Origin of the sequence: Symbioplanes lichenis (genome assembly GCF_030709675.1) — a bacterium.
In the GTDB taxonomy this organism is placed as follows: Bacteria; Actinomycetota; Actinomycetes; order Mycobacteriales; family Micromonosporaceae; genus Actinoplanes; species Actinoplanes lichenis.
The window spans coordinates 179,915-197,111 of sequence record NZ_JAUZQD010000016.1 but is presented as its reverse complement, the minus strand read 5'-3'; the positions used below and the strand labels follow the sequence as shown (position 1 = coordinate 197,111).

Sequence of the window (17,197 nt, the reverse complement as noted above, 5' to 3'; positions counted from 1 at the left end):
CCGCCTCGCTGCGCGGTGCGGGCGGCCCGATACAACCCCGGTATCGGACCACCCACCCCACTTGCGACGCGAAACCTGGGCCTCGCCTCGGCGACGCCGTGATCCGCCAGACGCACCCTAGTAAACGAAATCACGCTTCCGGGGTGACCGGCACCCACGCGGCGGGACGCTTCTCGCGGAACGCGGCGACGCCCTCGCGGCCCTCGGGCGACTTGAAGTAGCCGGACGAGCGGGCGGCCAGGTCGGCCAGGTCGGTGCGGACCGAGTCGGCCGGCGTGCGGCGCAGCAGCTGCTTGGTGCCGGCCAGCGCGGTCGGGCCGCCCTTGACCAGCGAAGCGCAGAAGCCGGCGACGGCGGCGTCGAGATCCCGCGCCTCCACCGCGCGGGTGACGAGACCGATCTCGGCCGCGCGCCGCCCGTCGAAGACGTCCCCGGTCAGATAGAGCTCGGCCGCGGCCCGGGGCGCCAGCCGGGGCAGCACCGTGGCGCTGATCACGGCCGGGATGACGCCCAGGCGCACCTCCGAGAAGGCGAACGTGGCGTCGAGCGTGCACACGGCGAGGTCGGCCGCGGCGATCAGGCCGAGCCCGCCCGCGCGGGCCGGGCCGGCGACCCGGGCGACCACCGGCTTCGGAAACTCCCAGATCGCCGCGAGCACGTCGGCCATCATCTCGGCCGGCACCTTGCCGTCGTCGGGCGTCGCCGCGGTCTCCTTGAGATCGGCGCCGGAGCAGAAGACCGGGCCGGTGTGCGAGATCACCACGGCCCGGACGGAGGCGTCGGTGAGCGCGGTGCCGAGCCCGTCGAGCAGGTCGGTCATCAGGGCGGTGGACAGCGCGTTGCGGTTCGCCGGGCTGTCGAGCGTCAGCGTGGTCACCCCGGCGTCGGTGACGGATCGGACCAAGGCCATGGCCAAGACCCTAACGGTCAGCGTGCACACTTGAGCGATGCCTGGTGTTCTGCCCGACGGGGAGCCCGTCCCGAGTGACGGCTCGCTGCCGGATTCCGCGTTGCGCTCTGTGGGCGGCAACGGCTTCGGTGTGTACGTGCACGTGCCGTTCTGCGCGACGCGCTGCGGTTACTGCGACTTCAACACCTACACGGCGGCCGAGCTGGGCGGCGGCGCGAGCCGTGACGAGTACGCGGACCGGGTGCTGGAGGAGATCCGGTTCGCTGGGCAGGTGCTCTCGCCGCGAGCCGTGGACACCGTTTTCGTCGGCGGTGGCACCCCGACACTGCTCCCGCCCGACCACCTGGCCCGGATCCTCGACGGCATCGACCGTACGTGGGGGCTGGCCGCCGACGCGGAGATCACCACCGAGGCGAATCCGGAGTCGGTGACGCCCGCCTCGTTGCAGGCGCTCCGGAAGGCCGGATTCACGCGGGTCTCGCTCGGGATGCAGTCGGCGGCGGCGGGCGTACTCGCGATCTTGGAGCGCAAGCACACCGCCGGGCGCGCCACCCGCGCCGCGGCCGAAGCGCGCGAGGCCGGGTTCGACCACGTCAATCTCGATCTGATCTACGGGACGCCGGGCGAGACCGCCGACGACTTCGCGGCCTCGCTCGACGCGGTTATCGCCGCCGGGGCCGACCACGTGAGCGCCTACTCGCTGATCGTCGAGGACGGCACGCGGATGGCCGCCCGGATGCGGCGCGGCGAGCTGCCCTACCCGTCCGACGACGTGGCCGCCGATCGTTATCTGGCCGCCGAGCAGGCCCTGAGCGCGGCCGGGTTCGCCTGGTACGAGGTCTCGAACTGGGCCCGGAACCCGGGCGCGCAGTGCCGGCACAACCGTCTCTACTGGGCGGGCGGGGACTGGTGGGGCTTCGGGCCGGGCGCGCACAGCCACGTGGGCGGGGTGCGCTGGTGGAACGTCAAGCACCCGACGGCGTACGCGCAAAGGGTGTCCGCCGGGGTCTCGCCCGGGCTGGCGCGCGAGGTCCTCACCTCCGGCGAGCGGCGGATCGAGGAGGTCATGCTCCGCGTGCGGCTCGCCGACGGGCTGCCGCTCTCCGCCGCCGACCCGGCCGGCGCGGCGAAGGCGCTGGCCGGGGGGCTGCTGGAGCCGGCGGCGTTCGACCGCGGGCGGGCCGTGCTGACGCTGCGGGGGCGGCTGCTGGCCGACGCGGTGGTGCGCGACCTTACTTGATGAATCGGTAGGTCATCGGGTACTTGTACAGCGTTCCCTCGTTCGCCTTGAGGCCGGCGATGATCGAGAAGATGATCACGACGGCCCAGGTCACGATCGGCAGGAAGAAGAGCAGGCCGAAGGTGCAGCCCGCGATGATCGAGGCGACCACCGTGGCGATGGCCCAGGTGATCTGGAAGTTCAGGGCCTCGACGGCGTGCGCGCGGACGGCCGGCGACTGGCTGCCCCGGGCCAGGAAGCCGACGAGGGGCGCGATGAAACCGACGACCGCGCCGCCGAAGTGCGAGATCAGGATCCAGGTCTTGTCGTCGTTGGCCGCGCCGGCGCCGGGCTGGCCGTAGGGCTGCTGCCCGTAAGGCTGCTGGCCGTAAGGATTGTCACCGTAAGGCTGCCCGTAAGGTCCGCCGCTGGACGGGGGCGGGCCGTAGCCGCCGGCGCCGCTGGTCGGCGGCGGGTTGTACGGCGGAGGCGGGGGCGGGGTCGGCGGGTTGAACGGCGTCGTCGGCTCGTTGCCGTCGCCGGGCGGGCGCGGTGGCTCAGTCATGGCTGACACGGTAGAGCCGCAGGTCGAGCCGGGCCAGACCGGCACCCGGACGGTCGATCATCGCGCGCGGGGCGGCGGCGACGTAGACTGGCACTCGACTTCAGCGAGTGCCAGGCCGTGGCGGGGAGAGGGGGAGGGGTCATGAGTCTCGATGACCGCAAGCTCGAGGTGCTCCGCGCCATCGTCGAGGACTATGTCGCCACGCAGGAGCCGGTGGGCAGCAAGGCCCTGGTCGAGCGGCACCGGCTCGGGGTCTCCCCGGCGACGGTGCGCAACGACATGGCCGTGCTGGAGGAGGAGGGCTACATCCGGCAGCCGCACACCAGTGCCGGCCGGGTGCCCACCGACGCCGGCTACCGGCTCTTCGTCGACCGGCTGTCCCGGGTCAAGGCGCTGAGCCCGGCCGAGCGCCGGGCGATCGAGCGCTTCCTGGCCGGGGCGGTCGACCTCGACGACGTGGTGCACCGCACGGTCCGGCTGCTCGCCCAGCTCACCCGGCAGGTCGCCGTCGTGCAATACCCGAGCCTGTCCCGGTCGGCGGTGCGGCACCTGGAGCTGGTCCCGATCTCGTCGACCCGGCTCATGCTGGTGATGATCGCCGACACCGGCCGCGTCGAGCAGCGCCTGGTGGAGCTGCCCGCCCCGACCGGCGCCGACGACGTGCTCGACATGCGGAGCAAGGCCAACGCCAAGCTCGCCGGGCAGAAGATGGCCGACACCCCGCCGCTGGTGCAGGCGCTGGTCGACGAGTGCCCGCGGGAGAAGCGCACCACCATGGCGTGTCTCGCGTCCGTGCTGCTGGAGACCCTGGTCGAGCGCAGCGACGAGCGGCTCGCCCTGGCCGGCACGGCCAACCTGACGCGCGGCGGCGTGCTCGACTTCCAGGGCTCGTTGCGGCCCGTGCTCGAGGCGCTCGAGGAGGAAGTGATTCTTCTCAAGCTGATCGGCGAGGTCGAGCCGAGCACGACCCGGGTCCGCATCGGCGACGAGAACGAGATCGACAACCTGCGGGCTGCCTCGGTGGTCAGCACGGGTTACGGACCGGGAGCGACAATCGTTGGTGGCCTCGGGGTGCTGGGGCCGACCAGGATGGATTATCCCGGCACGATCGCCACCGTCCGTGCGGTCGCACGGTACGTTGGCGATCTGCTGGCACAGAACTGACGCAAAGCGACGATGATCTCCAGCGCGTAGCGCGGGGCAGACATGAGGACTCGAAACCCTGTGGCCAAGGACTACTACGGAATTCTCGGTGTGAACCGGGAAGCCACCGACGACGAGATCAAGCGCGCCTATCGCAAGCTGGCCCGTCAGTACCATCCGGACGTCAACCCGGACCCCGAGGCGCACGAGAAGTTCAAGGACATCAACGCCGCCTACGAGGTTCTCTCCGACGACCAGAAGCGCCAGATCGTCGATCTCGGCGGCGACCCCCTCGCGCCCGGCGGCGGCGGGGGCCCCGGTGGCCCCGGCGGGCCAGGTGGCGCGGGCCCGTTCGTCGGCTTCCAGGACATCATGGACGCCTTCTTCGGCACGGCGGCCGGCGGCGGCTCCCGCGGCCCGCGCCCGCGCACCCGCCCCGGCGCCGACGCGATCCTGCGTCTGGAGCTCGATCTGGTGGAGACGGCGTTCGGCGTCGAGGCCCCGATCACCGTGGACACGGCCGTCCTGTGCACCCAGTGCTCCGGCGCGGGCACCGCCCCCGGCACGCACCTGGCCACCTGCGAGACCTGCGCCGGCCGCGGCGAGGTGCAGTCGGTGCAGCGCACGTTCCTCGGCCAGGTCGTCTCGTCGCGGCCCTGCCAGACCTGCCAGGGCTACGGCACGATCATCCCGCACCCGTGCCCGACCTGCGCCGGCGACGGCCGCATCCGCACCCGCCGCTCGCTGACCGTGAAGATCCCGGCCGGCGTCGAGGACGGCATGCGCATCCGCCTGGCCCAGCAGGGCGAGGTCGGCCCCGGCGGCGGCACGGCCGGCGACCTCTATGTGGAGATCCACGAGCGCCCGCACGACGTCTACTCGCGCAAGGGCGACGACCTGCACTGCCGGGTGACGCTGCCGATGACCGCCGCGGCGCTGGGCACCCGGCTCACGATCAAGACGCTCGACTCCGAGGAGAACATCGAGGTCAAGCAGGGCACCCAGCCGGCCTCGACGCTGCGGGTGCGCGGCAAGGGCGTGCCGCACCTGCGCGGTCAGGGGCGGGGGGACCTCTTCGTGCACCTCGACGTGAAGACGCCGACCAAGCTGACCGCGGACCAGGAGCGGATGCTGCGCGACTTCGCCAAGACGCGCGGCGAGGACGTCGCGGAGTTGAGCAAGCAGGGCGGGTTCTTCTCGCGCATGCGGGACGCGTTCAACGGCCACTGACCGGCCGGGCGTCGAAGGGTGCCACGGTCAGGGCGCGGATCACTTCGGTGTAGTCGCCGTTGACCGTGGGCACCGAGACCGAGCCGGGAGCTTCGCCGCGCTCGACCCAGTCCATGAGGGGCTGGAGGAACTCGGGGAGGCCGATCTCGGCGGGCGTCTCGCTCGGCTCGGGGCCGAAGAGGCAGTGGTAGCCCGCCGGGATCATGTAGAGCCGGGTGTAGGCCTCGGCCCCGCCCCGCCGCTGCACCGCGCGGTAGTAGCCGACCGTGGAGAACGGCGAGATCGACGGGTCGGCCCAGCCGTGATACATGATCAGCTTGCCGCCGTGGGCCCGGAAGGCGCTCAGGTCGGGGTCGGTCGCGTTGTAGAAAGCGTCGGCCACCGCGTTGAGCCGGTCCAGAGTGGCGCGGGTGAAGCGGATGTCGGTCAGAGCACCGGGCCGTACGGCCGGGGCGCCCAGATAGCGGAAATAATTCAGGGCGATCTTCCCGGCGTTGCCGTCGAGCGGCGACCCCGAGCGGACGACGAACTGGTCGATCCAGCCGAGCTCCGAGCCGTACGGCAGGCCGGGCGTGAGCCCGTGCGGACCCCGGTAGAAGCGCTCGACCGCCGTCACCTGCGCCGGGGTCAGACAGTCGGGCCGGTCGGCACCCGCCGGGCAGCGCACCGAGGACGGCTGGAAGTCGCAGCGGCGCGGGTCCAGGATGACGACGTCGCCGTCGGGGGCCAAATCCGAACCGCATTTCCGGAGCACGGCGGCGTGCAGCGGCCCGATCTTCTCCGGCCCGAGGATCTGGGCGCCGCGGGCATCCGTGTTGCTCGTCGCCAGCCAGGCCTGCAGCAGATTGAGCGCCGCGAAGTCGTTCGCCGGGGCGCCGGCCAGGATGCCGTCGAAGTCCGCCGGATAGCGCTGCGCCAGCATCAGGCCCTGGCGGCCGCCGGTCGAGCAGCCGTCGAAATACCGGTACGCCGGCCCGCGCCCGTAGTAGGCGACCATGATCGCATCGGACGCCAGCCGCAGCCGATGCTCCGACGTCCGCCCGAACTCGAGCCGCGCCCGCGGGTCGGCACCCCAGGTGGCAGGTGACGCCCCCGCCGCGTCGCCGGTGTGCCCGGTGTCGTCGGCCGCCACGACCAGCGTCTTGGCCTGCGCGGCGGCACAGCTGAAGCCGAAGAGCGGATAGTCCAGCGAGGGCACCGCGCCGCACAGGCCACTGCAGCCCTGCTGGACGTACTGGCCGGTCCAGCCCTTGATCGGCAGTTTGACGGTGAAGTGGGTCGCCGGTCGCAGCACGCCGCGCGCGACGCAGTAGGTGTCCTCGACCGTCGCCGAGATGACCGAGCCCTGCGGCACCCGGGCGCCGGTGAGCCCGCCGCACGGGTCCGGCCCGGTCGCCTGCGGGACGGCCGCCCCGCCCAGTGTGAGAAGAAGTGCCAGAAGCGTTCGCATAGAGAAAACGCTATGTGTCGGCCCCGCCCCGCCGGATCGGTCCCGGGAACGGACCCGCGGTCATCCCCGAGGCGGAGAGCAGCGCCTCCAGGTGCTCGGCGGGCATCGGCCGGCCCAGCAGCTCGCCCTGCCCGAGCCGGCACCCGGCCGACTCGGCGATGTCCAGGTCGGTCGCCGTGTGCAGCCCGTGCGCGATCACCTGCATGCCCAGCCGCCGCCCGAGCGTCACGGCGACGTCCATGACCGCGCCGCCCGCGCCGCCCGGGCCGAAGACCTCCTGGTCGATCTTGAGCAGGTCGATCGGGAGGATGCGCAGCCGGCTCAGCGAGGTCGGCCCGGTGCCGAAGTGGTCGACCGCCGTCCGGAAGCCCTGCGCGCGCAGCCGGCCCAGCTGCGGAGCCAGGTCGTCGGTCGCCGGTTGTTGCAGATGGTGCTCGGCGACCTCGATCACCAGCGCCGAGCAGGGCAGGCCGTGCATGTCCAGCGCGGTCTGCAGGCTCGCCTGGAAGGTGGGGTCGGCCAGCGTCCGCGGCCGCACATCCACCGCCAGCCACAGCGACTCGTCGAGCCGCCGCCACCCGGCCAGCAGCCGGCACGACCGGTGCAGCACCGACTGCTCCAGCTTGGCCAGCAGTCCCAGGTCCTCGGCCAGCGGCAGCAGCTCGCCCGCGGGCACCGGGCCGAGCGCCGGGTGCCGCCACGACGGCAGCGCCTCGACGCCGGCCACCTTGCGCCCGGGCAGCTCGACGATCGGCTGGAAGCTGAGGTCGATCTCGCCCCGCTCGACCGCCCCGGGCAGGTCCTGCTCCAGCGTGGAGCGGCGCAGCAGGCGGGTCTCGAGCTCGGCGTCGTACCACTCGACGGCGCCGGGCGGCCCCGACCGTACGGATCGCAGGGCGAGCGCGGCCCGCCGGATCACCTCGTCGGTGCCGTCGGTGCCGGTGACGTCGGCGAGCCCGGCCCACGCGGACAGGTGCGCCGTCGTGCCGCCCACCGGGTAGGGCGCCGACAGGGCGTTGACCAGCTGACCGGCGAGCAGCTGGGCGCGTACGGCACCGGCGTGGGTGAGCACCGCCAGCCGGGTCTCGCCCAGCCGGGCCGCGACGTCGGCGCCGGCCGCCCCGGCCCGCAGCCGCCGGGCGGCCTCGACCAGCACCAGCTCCGCGAGGTCACGCCCGTGCACGTCGGCGATCGCGGTCAGCCCGCCCAGCTCGACCACGATCATGGCGCCCGCGTCGGGGATGAGCTCGGCCACGCGGACGAGGCCCTCGTGGTTGGCCAGGCCGGTCTGCCGGTCCTGGTGGACGCTCTGCCGCAGCGCCTGCTCGAGGTCCCGCTCGTGGGTCACGTCCCGGATGTGCACGACGACCGTGTGCCCGGGCTCGGCCGGGTCGGCGCCGTTGGTCGTCCACTCGGTCTCCCGCCACCGGCCGAAGCCGTCGCGCAGCCGGACCGCCAGGCCCGGCCCGCCGCCGGGCCGCGACCCCTCGGCCATGCGCCGCAGCAGGTACGCCTGCACCGCCTCGACCCGCTCGGGATCGACCAGCGCCGACACCGTGCGCCCGAGCACCTCCTGATCGGACAGCCCGAACTGTCGCGCCGCGGCCGGGGACTGCCACCGCACGGCGAGGTTCGCGTCGAGGATCATCGCGACGTCCGCCGACCCGAACATCAGGTCGCGCAGCCGGTTGCCCTGGTCGATGAGGTGCCCGGCGTGCCGCCGCTGGGCGATCGCCGACACCCACTCCCGGGCCGCCACGGCGGTGAGCGCCGTGGTGGCCAGCACCACCGACAGCGCGTCCAGCCCGCCGCCGTTGACCAGGTGGAAGACGGTGGTCAGCGCCGAGCCGACCACGAGCACGGTGAGCAGCGGGAAACTGGCGGCGGGCTCACTGCCGGGCAGCGGCAGCTCGGCCTCGTCGGGCGGCACGCGGACCGACCCGTGCCAGAGCAGCCCGCCGGCCACGTTGATCGCCAGCGCGCCGGCCAGGGCCGCGATGGCCGCGTTGGGGTCGCCCGGGAAGTCCAGCCCGATGACCAGGGCCGTCGACCCGATCAGGGACAGCGCCGCGGCCGGCCCGCACCACTGCAGCGCGGCCCGGTGCCGGAGCGCGTGCAGCCCGGTGACCGCGAGCGTGGCGGCCGCGCCTCCGCCGAAGATCAGCGCGGTGATGGACGCGCCGCGCCGCTCGCCCCCGTCGCCGAAGAGCAGCATCCACACCGGGAACAGCAGGCAGGCGGTGACGCCCAGGGTGTCCAGCGCGATCCGCACCCGGGCGAGCAGATCCCGGTGCTGGGCCGGTCGCAGCACCGCGGGCAGATAGCAGATCGCCGCGAGGAAGAGCGCGACCAGCGGAATCTCCGCCGGCAACGGCACCCCGCCGACCAGCGCGCGCGGCGCCACGAGCCCGGCGACGCCACTGGCCGCTCCGGCCAGCGCGGTGATCCCGAGCCCGCCGGCCAGCGCCAGCACCCGCAGCCGGGGCCCGGCACCGGACCCGCGCCCGGCCGCGCGCAGCATGATCACGACGAACGCGATCGAGCACGCCGTCAGGAAGCCGGCCGCCGCGGCCGCCGGAACAAATGCCATCGATGTCGTCCAGAACCTGCGAGGGGGGTGAGTGGCACTGAATCGAATGCACCGCATCGTTAAACGACACGCCTGCCACCAAGTTACGGCGGAAAGGTTTCTGCGTGGTAGTCGAGGACAACAAGGTACAGGCTTCAGGGCTGAGGCCGGCGCGTAGCATGGCCGTATGAGCGCGGAGGCAGTGGGGCGGTACATGCCTGAAGTCATCACGCTCGACGACCTTGCCGCCATGATCTCGGCTGACATTCACGGCCGCCGGTACGAGGTCTCCACTGAGGGAGTTCTGACCGTCGTGCCCTTGCCCGACAGTGAGCATGCTGTCATCGCCACCCGTCTCACGGCATGGCTCGTCACCGCCGGAGTGCCGGTGGAACAGGTCATGCAAGTAGCAAACATCCAGATTCCTGGTTACGAAGCGGACGCGGGCCGAACTGCAGACCTGACCGTGTGGTCGAAGCCTCAGGAGCGTGCCGTGTGGCTCGCTGTGACGGACCTGCTCCTGGTCATCGAGATTGTTTCTCGCGGCTCCGAGGCGATCGATCAGGTGGCCAAAGTCAAGGAGTACGCCGCCGCCGGCATACCGCAGTACTGGACTGTCGCGCGCGACCCGGCACTCACAGTCACCCTGCACCGGCTCGGGCCGGACGGGATCTATGAGCCCGCCGCCCAGATGCCGCTGGCGTGGCTGCTCCAGACCTCGCCGGGCGACCACCTGCCCGGCATGTGAGGCGGCCGCCACCCGTGCGGGCGGAAGCGATTGGGTAGCGTTCGTGTCGTGTCCGCGCCCTTGTTTCTCGTCGACGACCTGCCCACCGGCTCCCGGTTCACGCTCGGGGGCAAGGAGGGGCATCACGCTGCCGATGTGCAGCGGTTGCGGGCCGGCGAGGAGGTGCTGCTGTCGGACGGGCGGGGCGGGACCGCGCGGGCCGAGGTGAGTGCGGTCGGGCGGGGCAGCATCGACGTGCGGGTGGGGGAGCGGTCGTTCACGCCGGCGGCCGATCCGCGGCTGGTGGTGGTGCAGGGCATCGCCAAGGGCGACCGGGGTGAGCTGGCCGTGCAGGCGATGACGGAGATCGGCGTCGACGAGATCGTGCCGTGGGCCGCGTCGCGGTCGGTGGCGCAGTGGCGGGGCGACCGGGGCGTCAAGGCGCGGGAGAAGTGGGTGTCCACGGCGCGGGAGGCGGCCAAGCAGGCCCGCCGGTCGTGGCTGCCCGAGGTGTCCGGCAAGCCGGACGTGTCGACCAAGCATGTCGCCGCCCGCCTCGGCGAGGTGGCTGCCGCGTTCGTGCTGCACGAGGAGGCGAGCGACCGGCTGACCTCGGCCAAGCTGCCCGCCGCCGGGGAGATCGTGCTGGTGGTCGGGCCCGAGGGCGGGATCAGCGACCAGGAGCTCGGCGCCTTCGTGACGGCCGGCGCGCACCCGGTCAAGCTGGGCGACAACGTGCTGCGCACCTCGACCGCCGGGGTGGCCGCCCTGTCCGTGCTGAGCACGCGACTCGACCGCTGGTGACTGTCAAGGAAGGCTAGCCTAAGCTCAGCGGCATGGTCCTGACGCGTACGCCCGCGCCGGCGCGTCCGCCGCAGCCTACCGAGGCGAGAACGAAAAAGAGCGCGGGACTCGTCTTGTGCGTCCTCCTGCTGGCCGGGGTCTGTCTGCTCAGCGTCGCGATCGGCGCGCGCAACGTCTCGCCGCACACGGTCTGGGACGCGTTCTTCCACTTCACCGACACCGACGACCAAGCCGTGGTGCGCGACTTGCGGGTGCCCCGGACGCTGCTCGGCATCCTGGCCGGGATCGCCTTCGGACTGTCCGGCGCGGTCATCCAGGCCGTGACCCGCAACCCGCTCGCCGACACGCAGGTGCTCGGCGTCAACTCGGGCGCCGCCCTCTTCGTGGTCGCCGCGGTCGGCCTGCTCGGCCTGACCAGCCTGCACCAGTACATGTGGTTCGGTTTCGCGGGCGTCGCCTTCGCCCTCACGCTGGTCTATCTGCTCGGCTCGGCGGGCCGGGCGGGCGCCACGCCGATCCGGCTCACGCTGGCCGGGGTGGCGCTGGGCGCGGTCATGGACGGCCTCTCGTCGGGCATCCAGCTGGTACGCCCCCGCGCCTTCGACTATCTGCGCTTCTGGGACGTCGGGTCGCTCGCCGGCCGTCCCGCCGACGTGGCGGTCACGATCCTGCCGTTCGTCGCGGCCGGGACGGTGCTGGCGTTTGTCGTCGCGCGCTCGCTCAACGCGGTGGCCCTCGGCGACGACCTGGCCCGCACGCTCGGCGCCCACGTGGGCCGCACCCGGCTCCTGGCGACCGTGGCGGTGATGCTGCTCACCGGGGCGGCCACGGCGGCGGTCGGGCCGATCGGCTTCGTGGGGCTCATGATCCCGCACGTCGTCCGCTGGTTCACCGGTCCCGACCAGCGCTGGATCTTCGCGTACACCGTGATCCTGGGTCCGGTCCTGCTGCTGGCGGCGGACGTCGTGGGCCGGCTCGTGGTCCGCCCGGGCGAGCTGCGCGTGGGCATCGTCACCGCGTTCGTCGGTGCCCCCGTCCTGATCTATCTCGTGCGCCGGACGCGGGTGAGCGGGCTGTGAACTTCGGGCGCAGGACGGTCGTCCTCCAGCGCAGGACCGTGAGCGCGCGGATCCCGGTACGCCCGGCGGTGGTCACCGTCATCCTCCTGCTGTGCGGTCTCGCGGTCGGCGTCCTCGCGCTGGGCACGGGCGAGTTCACGCTCACGCCGCAGCAGGTCCTCGAGGCGCTCGCCGGGGGAGGCACCCGGGCGGCCCGGCTGGTCGTCGTCGAGTGGCGGCTGCCGCGCGTGCTGCTCGCCCTCCTGATCGGACTCGCGCTCGGGCTGTCCGGGGCGATCTTCCAGGCGCTGACCCGCAACCCGCTGGGCAGCCCCGACGTGATCGGCTTCAACACCGGCGCGTACACCGGGGTGCTGCTCGTCACCGTCACCCTCGGCAACAGCTACTACCTGACGGCCGCCGGGGCGCTGGCCGGCGGGCTGGTGACGGCGATCGTGGTCTACCTGCTCGCGTTCAAGCGCGGCGTGCAGGGCTTCCGCCTGATCATCGTCGGGATCGCGATCAGCGCCATGCTCGGCTCCGCGAACCAGTGGTTCGTCATCAAGATGGATCTGCAGGCCGCGTACGCCGCGTCGATCTGGCAGCAGGGCACGCTCAACGGGCTCGGCTGGGCGCAGGTCACCCCGGTGGCGATCGGCGTGGGCGGGCTGGTCGCGCTGCTTCTCGCGTACGGGCAACGCCTCGCCCTGCTCGAGATGGGCGAGGACGCCGCGGCCGCCCTGGGGGTGAGCGTCGAACGCGTCCGGCTCGCGTACCTGGTGATCGGCGTGGCCCTGATCGCGGTCGCGACGGCGGCCGCCGGCCCGATCTCCTTCGTGGCGCTGGCCGCCCCGCAGCTCGCCCGGCGGCTCACCCGCACGTCCGGCATCGCCCTCGTCCCGTCCGCCGCGATGGGCGCCTTCCTGCTGATGCTGAGCGACTGGCTGGCCCAGCGCCTCTTCGCCCCGACGCAGCTGCCCGTGGGCGTCGTCACGGTGTCGGTCGGCGGGATCTATTTCGTCTGGCTCCTGATGCGACAAGCCCGGAGGGGCTCCTGATGCGACAAGCCCGGAGGTAACGGACCGACATGAGCCTCGCCGCCCGCGACATCACCGTCGGCTACGACCGGAAGACGATCAGCGCCGGCCTCTCCCTCGACATCCCCGAGGGCAGCTTCACCGCGATCATCGGCCCCAACGCCTGCGGCAAGTCGACGCTGCTCCGCGCCCTGTCCCGGCTGCTCAAGCCGTCGGCGGGCGAGGTGCTGCTGGACGGCCGGGACATCCACGGCCGCCCGGCCAAGGAGGTCGCCCGCCGGCTCGGACTGCTGCCGCAGTCGTCGATCGCCCCCGAGGGCATCTCGGTGGCCGAGCTGGTCGCGCGGGGGCGCTTCCCGCACCAGAAGCTGATCCGCCAGTGGTCGGCCGAGGACGAGGCCGCCGTGACCGCCGCGATGGCCGCGACCGGCGTGACCGAGCTCTCGGGCGAGCTGGTCGACACGCTCTCCGGCGGCCAGCGGCAGCGCGTGTGGGTGGCGATGGTACTGGCCCAGCAGACGCCGATCGTGCTGCTCGACGAGCCGACGACCTTCCTGGACATCGCGCACCAGATCGAGCTGCTCGAGCTGTGCGTGCGGCTCAACCGGGAGCAGGGCGTGACGATGGTCGCGGTGCTGCACGACCTCAACCAGGCCGCCCGGTACGCGGACCATCTCGTCGTCATGAAGCACGGCGAGATCGTGGCCCAGGGCGACCCGGCCGCAGTGATGAACGCCGATCTCATCGAGCGGGTCTTCGGGCTCGGCTGCCGCATCATCGAGGACCCGGAAAGTCACACCCCACTGGTGATTCCGCGGTCCGGGTTAGGTTAGCCTAAGCTCCTCACCGGCAGGCAGAAGGAGACCCCGCGTGTCCAGCAACCCGTTCGACGACGAGAACGGCACCTTCCACGTCCTGGTCAACGACGAGGAGCAGCACTCGCTCTGGCCGTCCTTCAAGGAGATCCCGAGCGGCTGGCGCAGCGTCTTCGGCCCGGCGACCCGCCAGGAGGCCGTGGACTACGTCGACCGCGAGTGGACCGACCTGCGCCCGAAGAGCCTCCGCGACAGCATGGCCCCGTGAGCGGCGGCACCAGAGTCCTCAAGCGGGTCGTCACCCGCAACGGCAGGAACCTGTGGTCCGGGACCGCGCTGATCGGCCTGCACCAGGCCTGCGAGGCGCTGGTCCCGGTGCTCATCGGCGTCATCGTGGACCAGGCGGTCGGCCCGGCGGACACCGGCGCGCTGATCACCTGGGTCGCGGTGCTGGCCGGGCTCTTCGCGGTGCTCACCGTCGCCTATCGCTTCGGGGCCCGGCAGCTCATGAAGGGCATCGCCGAGGAGGCGCACCAGCTCCGGCTCGAGGTGTCGGCGAAGATCCTGCACCCGCGCGGGGTCAAGACCGACTACCGGGCCGGCGACCTGCTGACGGTGTCCACCACGGACGCCGACAACACGTCCTATCTCATCGACTACGTGCCGCGGATCGCCGGCGCGGTGGTCGCCACGGTCATCAGCGCCGTCACGCTGCTCGTCATCTCCGTACCCCTGGGGCTGGCGGTGTTGATCGTCACGCCGATCGTGCTGGCGCTGCTGCAGGTGAGCGCGCCGCTGATCACCAAACGGGTCGCCGACCAGCAGGAACAGGCCGGGCGCGCGACGTCGCTCGCCACCGACCTGGTGACGGGCCTGCGGCCGGTACGCGGCCTCGGCGCCCAGGAAGCCGCCGCCGACCGCTACCGCGCGGTGAGCCGGCGCTCCCTCGCGGCGACGCTGCGCGCGGCCCGGACCCAGGGCGGCTACGAGGCCGCCTCCACGACGCTGAGCACCCTGCTCGCCTGTGCCGTCGCCGTGCTCGCCGGCTGGTTCGCGCTCACCGGCCGCATCTCGGTCGGCGAGCTGATCACCGTGATCGGCTCCGCGCAGTTCCTGCTCGAGCCGTTCGGACTGCTGGCCGTGATCCCGAGCTGGGTGGCCGAGGCGCGCGCCTCCGCCGACCGGGTCGCCAAGGTCACCGACGCGGGTCTGGTCCTGCCCGACGGCGTGGCCGCGCCGAGCGCCGAACGGTGCGAGCTGCGGCTCTCCGGGGTGCGGCACGGCCCGCTGGCCGGTCTCGACCTGCACGTGCGCCCGGGCGAGTTCGTGGGCGTGGTGGCCGGGCGGCCCGCGGACGCCGAGGCGCTGGTCAAGCTGCTGGCGGTCCCGGACGCCTATGAGGGCACGGTGCTGCTCGGCGGCGAGCCCCTGGAGTTGGTCGACCGCGACCATGCCCGGCGGCTGCTGCTGGTCCAGCCCCATCACGCGGACCTTTTCACGGGCACGATCGGGTCCAATGTGAGCATTCACGGTGAGCCCGACAAGTCTGTTTTATCGGCAGCCGCCGCCGACGAGGTGGGTCCGCTCGACACAGAAGTCGCCGAGCGCGGCGCCAGCCTCTCCGGCGGCCAGCGGCAACGGCTCGCGCTGGCCCGCGCGCTGCTGGCCCGCCCGCCGGTCCTGGTGCTGCACGACCCGACGACCGCCGTGGACGCGGTCACCGAGCACGCGATCGCGCAGGGCATCCGTACGCTCCGGCACGCCCCGGAGTCCGGCTTCGCCACCGTCGTGATCACCAGCAGCCCCGCGCTGCTCGCCGCCACCGATCGCGTCGTCGTCGTGGGCGAGGGCGTGGTCACCGCCGAGGGCGCGCACGCCGAGCTGGGTGCGACCGACGACACGTACCGACGGACGGTGCTGCGATGAACATCCTGCCGATCGCCCCCGCGCGCGAGAGCCGCGCCTGGCTCGGCGCCGAGCTCAGGAGCCGCCGCGGCGAGGTGGCGGGCACGCTGGTCGCCGGCCTTCTGGCTGCTGCCGCCACGATCGTTCCCGTGTACGCCCTCGGCACGCTCGTGGACCGCGTCCGCGCAGGCGCCGGGGCCGGGGCCGTCGTCCCGATCGCGGTCGTCATCGTGATCGCGGCTGTCCTCGGCGGGCTCGCGACCGGGCTGTCGTCCTATCTGATCGGCCGGCTCGGTGCCCGGATGCTCGCCGATCTGCGCGAGAGCACCGTGGCGACCGCGCTGCGGCTGCCCGCGCTCGTGCTCGACCGCACGGGCCGCGGCGACCTGTTGTCCCGGGTGAGCGCCGACATCGCGGCCATCGCCAAGGCGGTCACCGACGTGCTGCCGCAGGTCTTCTCGGCCCTGCTGCTCGGGGTGCTCAGCCTCGCCGCGCTGACGGGCATCGACTGGCGGCTCGGGCTGGCCGGCGCCGTGGCTGTGCCGTTCTACGTGCTCGCCCTCCGCTGGTACCTGCCGCGGGCCGCTCCCCGCTACGCCCAGGAGCGTGTCGCCGTCGCCGAGCGCTCGCAGCTGCTCGTCGAGAGCATGCAGGGGCTGCGGACCGTCCACGCGTACCGGCTCGAGGACCGCCACCTGCGCGACATCGAGGGCGCCTCGGTCCGCGCGCGGGACATCTCCATCAACGTCTTCACGCTCTTCACCCGGCTGGTGGGCCGGGTCAACCGGGCCGAGTTCGTCGGGCTGGCGGCGATCCTCGTGGTCGGCTTCCTGCTCGTCCGCGACGGGCAGGTGACCGTCGGCCAGACGTCGGCCGCGGCGCTGCTCTTCCATCGGCTGTTCAATCCCGTGTCGATGGTGCTCTTCACCTTCGACGAGATCCAGGCCGCCGGCGCGAGCCTCGGCCGCCTGGTCGGCGTGGTCCGCATGCCGGTCGAGCCCAGAGAGGGCGGGCGCGCCCCGGCCGACCACGGACTGTCGCTCGACGACGTCACGTTCAGCTACGGCGACGAGCCGGTGTTGCGCACCGTGACGCTGCACGTGGCTCCGGGCGAGAAGGTCGCGCTGGTCGGCTCGACCGGAGCCGGCAAGACCACGGCGGCCCTGATCGCCGCGGGCATCCTGCGCCCGGCGAGCGGCACGGCGACGGTCGGCGGCGTCCCGGTGACCGACTTGCCCGCGCAGACCGTGGCGATCGTCAGCCAGGAGACACATGTCTTCGCCGGGCCGCTGATCGAGGACCTCCGGCTCGGCCGCCCCGGCGCCACCGAGGCCGAGGTCGAGGCGGCCCTGGACCGGGTCGGCGCGCTGCGCTGGGCCGCGGATCTGCCCGACGGGCTCGCCACGCTCGTCGGCGAGGGCGGCCACGAGTTGACCGCCGCGCAGGCCCAGCAGCTGGCCCTGGCCCGGCTGGTCCTGCTCGACCCGGCCGTGGCGGTGCTGGACGAGGCCACGGCCGAGGCGGGCAGCGCGGGCGCCCGCGACCTGGAACGGGCCGCCGCCGCGGCGCTCGAGGGCCGCACGGCGCTCGTGGTCGCCCACCGGCTCACCCAGGCCGCGTCGGCCGACCGGGTCGTCGTCATGGAGCACGGCGCCATCGTGGAGGACGGCCCGCACGCCGCCCTGATCGCCGCCGGCGGCCGGTACGCCGAACTCTGGGCGGCCTGGTCCGCTAGGGATCTGCAGTTAGGGTAGGCTAACCTGAG

15 protein-coding genes are annotated in these 17,197 nt (G+C 72.9%); 11 read left to right on the top strand and 4 right to left on the bottom strand.

Translation table 11 applies throughout. The annotated features are described in order from the left end of the window. Positions 1–130: 130 nt before the first annotated feature. Complete coding sequence (locus tag RAN62_RS33345; protein WP_305788812.1) at positions 131–910, bottom strand: enoyl-CoA hydratase-related protein; 780 nt, start codon at positions 908–910, stop codon at positions 131–133. Between the two features lie 37 nt (positions 911–947). On the opposite strand from RAN62_RS33345, the gene hemW reads away from it, so the two are divergent. After that, positions 948–2,150 carry a radical SAM family heme chaperone HemW gene (gene hemW / locus RAN62_RS33340; protein WP_305788811.1) on the top strand — a complete coding sequence of 401 codons (1,203 nt, stop codon included), beginning with the start codon at positions 948–950 and terminating at the stop codon, positions 2,148–2,150. Here hemW and RAN62_RS33335 read toward each other — a convergent pair. Next, positions 2,143–2,694, bottom strand: a complete 552-nt coding sequence (locus tag RAN62_RS33335) for a DUF4870 domain-containing protein (RefSeq protein WP_305788810.1) — start codon at positions 2,692–2,694, stop codon at positions 2,143–2,145. The two genes, hemW and RAN62_RS33335, sit on opposite strands and share 8 nt — an antisense overlap. Before the next feature lie 141 nt (positions 2,695–2,835). On the opposite strand from RAN62_RS33335, the gene hrcA reads away from it, so the two are divergent. After that, the gene (hrcA, locus tag RAN62_RS33330) at positions 2,836–3,858 is read left to right on the top strand and encodes a heat-inducible transcriptional repressor HrcA (RefSeq protein WP_305788809.1); all 1,023 of its coding nucleotides are present in this window, start codon (positions 2,836–2,838) and stop codon (positions 3,856–3,858) included. A gap of 60 nt (positions 3,859–3,918) precedes the next feature. Beyond that, positions 3,919–5,067, top strand: coding sequence for a molecular chaperone DnaJ (gene dnaJ / locus RAN62_RS33325; RefSeq protein WP_305788856.1), 1,149 nt, complete (start codon positions 3,919–3,921; stop codon positions 5,065–5,067). Here dnaJ and RAN62_RS33320 read toward each other — a convergent pair. Beyond that, positions 5,054–6,517, bottom strand: a complete 1,464-nt coding sequence (locus RAN62_RS33320) for a tannase/feruloyl esterase family alpha/beta hydrolase (RefSeq protein ID WP_305788808.1) — start codon at positions 6,515–6,517, stop codon at positions 5,054–5,056. The genes dnaJ and RAN62_RS33320 overlap by 14 nt on opposite strands. A gap of 10 nt (positions 6,518–6,527) precedes the next feature. Next, complete coding sequence (locus RAN62_RS33315) at positions 6,528–9,107, bottom strand: EAL domain-containing protein (RefSeq protein WP_305788807.1); 2,580 nt, start codon at positions 9,105–9,107, stop codon at positions 6,528–6,530. A gap of 166 nt (positions 9,108–9,273) precedes the next feature. Between RAN62_RS33315 and RAN62_RS33310 the strand changes: the two genes are divergently transcribed. The 8 genes from RAN62_RS33310 to RAN62_RS33275 all read left to right on the top strand — a co-directional run bounded on the left by RAN62_RS33310 (position 9,274) and on the right by RAN62_RS33275 (position 17,186). Beyond that, positions 9,274–9,834 (top strand): Uma2 family endonuclease, encoded by a 561-nt coding sequence (locus RAN62_RS33310; RefSeq protein WP_305788806.1) that lies wholly within the window; start codon positions 9,274–9,276, stop codon positions 9,832–9,834. A gap of 48 nt (positions 9,835–9,882) precedes the next feature. Beyond that, positions 9,883–10,617 (top strand): 16S rRNA (uracil(1498)-N(3))-methyltransferase, encoded by a 735-nt coding sequence (locus tag RAN62_RS33305; RefSeq protein ID WP_305788805.1) that lies wholly within the window; start codon positions 9,883–9,885, stop codon positions 10,615–10,617. Between the two features lie 113 nt (positions 10,618–10,730). Further along, entirely contained in the window at positions 10,731–11,696 is a 966-nt protein-coding gene (locus RAN62_RS33300; protein ID WP_305788804.1) for a FecCD family ABC transporter permease, read from the top strand. Between the two features lie 38 nt (positions 11,697–11,734). Next, positions 11,735–12,733 (top strand): FecCD family ABC transporter permease, encoded by a 999-nt coding sequence (locus tag RAN62_RS33295; RefSeq protein ID WP_305788803.1) that lies wholly within the window; start codon positions 11,735–11,737, stop codon positions 12,731–12,733. A 29-nt stretch (positions 12,734–12,762) separates the two neighbouring features. After that, positions 12,763–13,545, top strand: coding sequence for an ABC transporter ATP-binding protein (locus tag RAN62_RS33290; protein WP_305788802.1), 783 nt, complete (start codon positions 12,763–12,765; stop codon positions 13,543–13,545). A gap of 37 nt (positions 13,546–13,582) precedes the next feature. Next, the gene (locus RAN62_RS33285) at positions 13,583–13,795 is read left to right on the top strand and encodes an MbtH family protein (RefSeq protein WP_305788801.1); all 213 of its coding nucleotides are present in this window, start codon (positions 13,583–13,585) and stop codon (positions 13,793–13,795) included. Continuing rightward, positions 13,792–15,453: an ABC transporter transmembrane domain-containing protein gene (locus RAN62_RS33280; RefSeq protein ID WP_305788800.1), complete on the top strand. Its 1,662-nt coding sequence runs from the start codon at positions 13,792–13,794 to the stop codon at positions 15,451–15,453. The genes RAN62_RS33285 and RAN62_RS33280 overlap by 4 nt, the downstream gene beginning before the upstream one ends. Then, positions 15,450–17,186 (top strand): ABC transporter ATP-binding protein, encoded by a 1,737-nt coding sequence (locus RAN62_RS33275; RefSeq protein ID WP_305788799.1) that lies wholly within the window; start codon positions 15,450–15,452, stop codon positions 17,184–17,186. The genes RAN62_RS33280 and RAN62_RS33275 overlap by 4 nt, the downstream gene beginning before the upstream one ends. Positions 17,187–17,197 lie beyond the last annotated feature (11 nt).

Bases quoted from the DNA above. Each gene is read 5' to 3' on its own strand.
- RAN62_RS33345 (WP_305788812.1), bottom strand. From the start codon at position 910: ATGGCCTTGGTCCGATCCGTCACCGACGCCGGGGTGACCACGCTGACG.
- hemW (WP_305788811.1), top strand. From the start codon at position 948: ATGCCTGGTGTTCTGCCCGACGGGGAGCCCGTCCCGAGTGACGGCTCG.
- RAN62_RS33335 (WP_305788810.1), bottom strand. From the start codon at position 2,694: ATGACTGAGCCACCGCGCCCGCCCGGCGACGGCAACGAGCCGACGACG.
- hrcA (WP_305788809.1), top strand. From the start codon at position 2,836: ATGAGTCTCGATGACCGCAAGCTCGAGGTGCTCCGCGCCATCGTCGAG.
- RAN62_RS33320 (WP_305788808.1), bottom strand. From the start codon at position 6,517: ATGCGAACGCTTCTGGCACTTCTTCTCACACTGGGCGGGGCGGCCGTC.
- RAN62_RS33315 (WP_305788807.1), bottom strand. From the start codon at position 9,107: ATGGCATTTGTTCCGGCGGCCGCGGCGGCCGGCTTCCTGACGGCGTGC.
- RAN62_RS33310 (WP_305788806.1), top strand. From the start codon at position 9,274: ATGAGCGCGGAGGCAGTGGGGCGGTACATGCCTGAAGTCATCACGCTC.
- RAN62_RS33290 (WP_305788802.1), top strand. From the start codon at position 12,763: ATGAGCCTCGCCGCCCGCGACATCACCGTCGGCTACGACCGGAAGACG.
- RAN62_RS33275 (WP_305788799.1), top strand. From the start codon at position 15,450: ATGAACATCCTGCCGATCGCCCCCGCGCGCGAGAGCCGCGCCTGGCTC.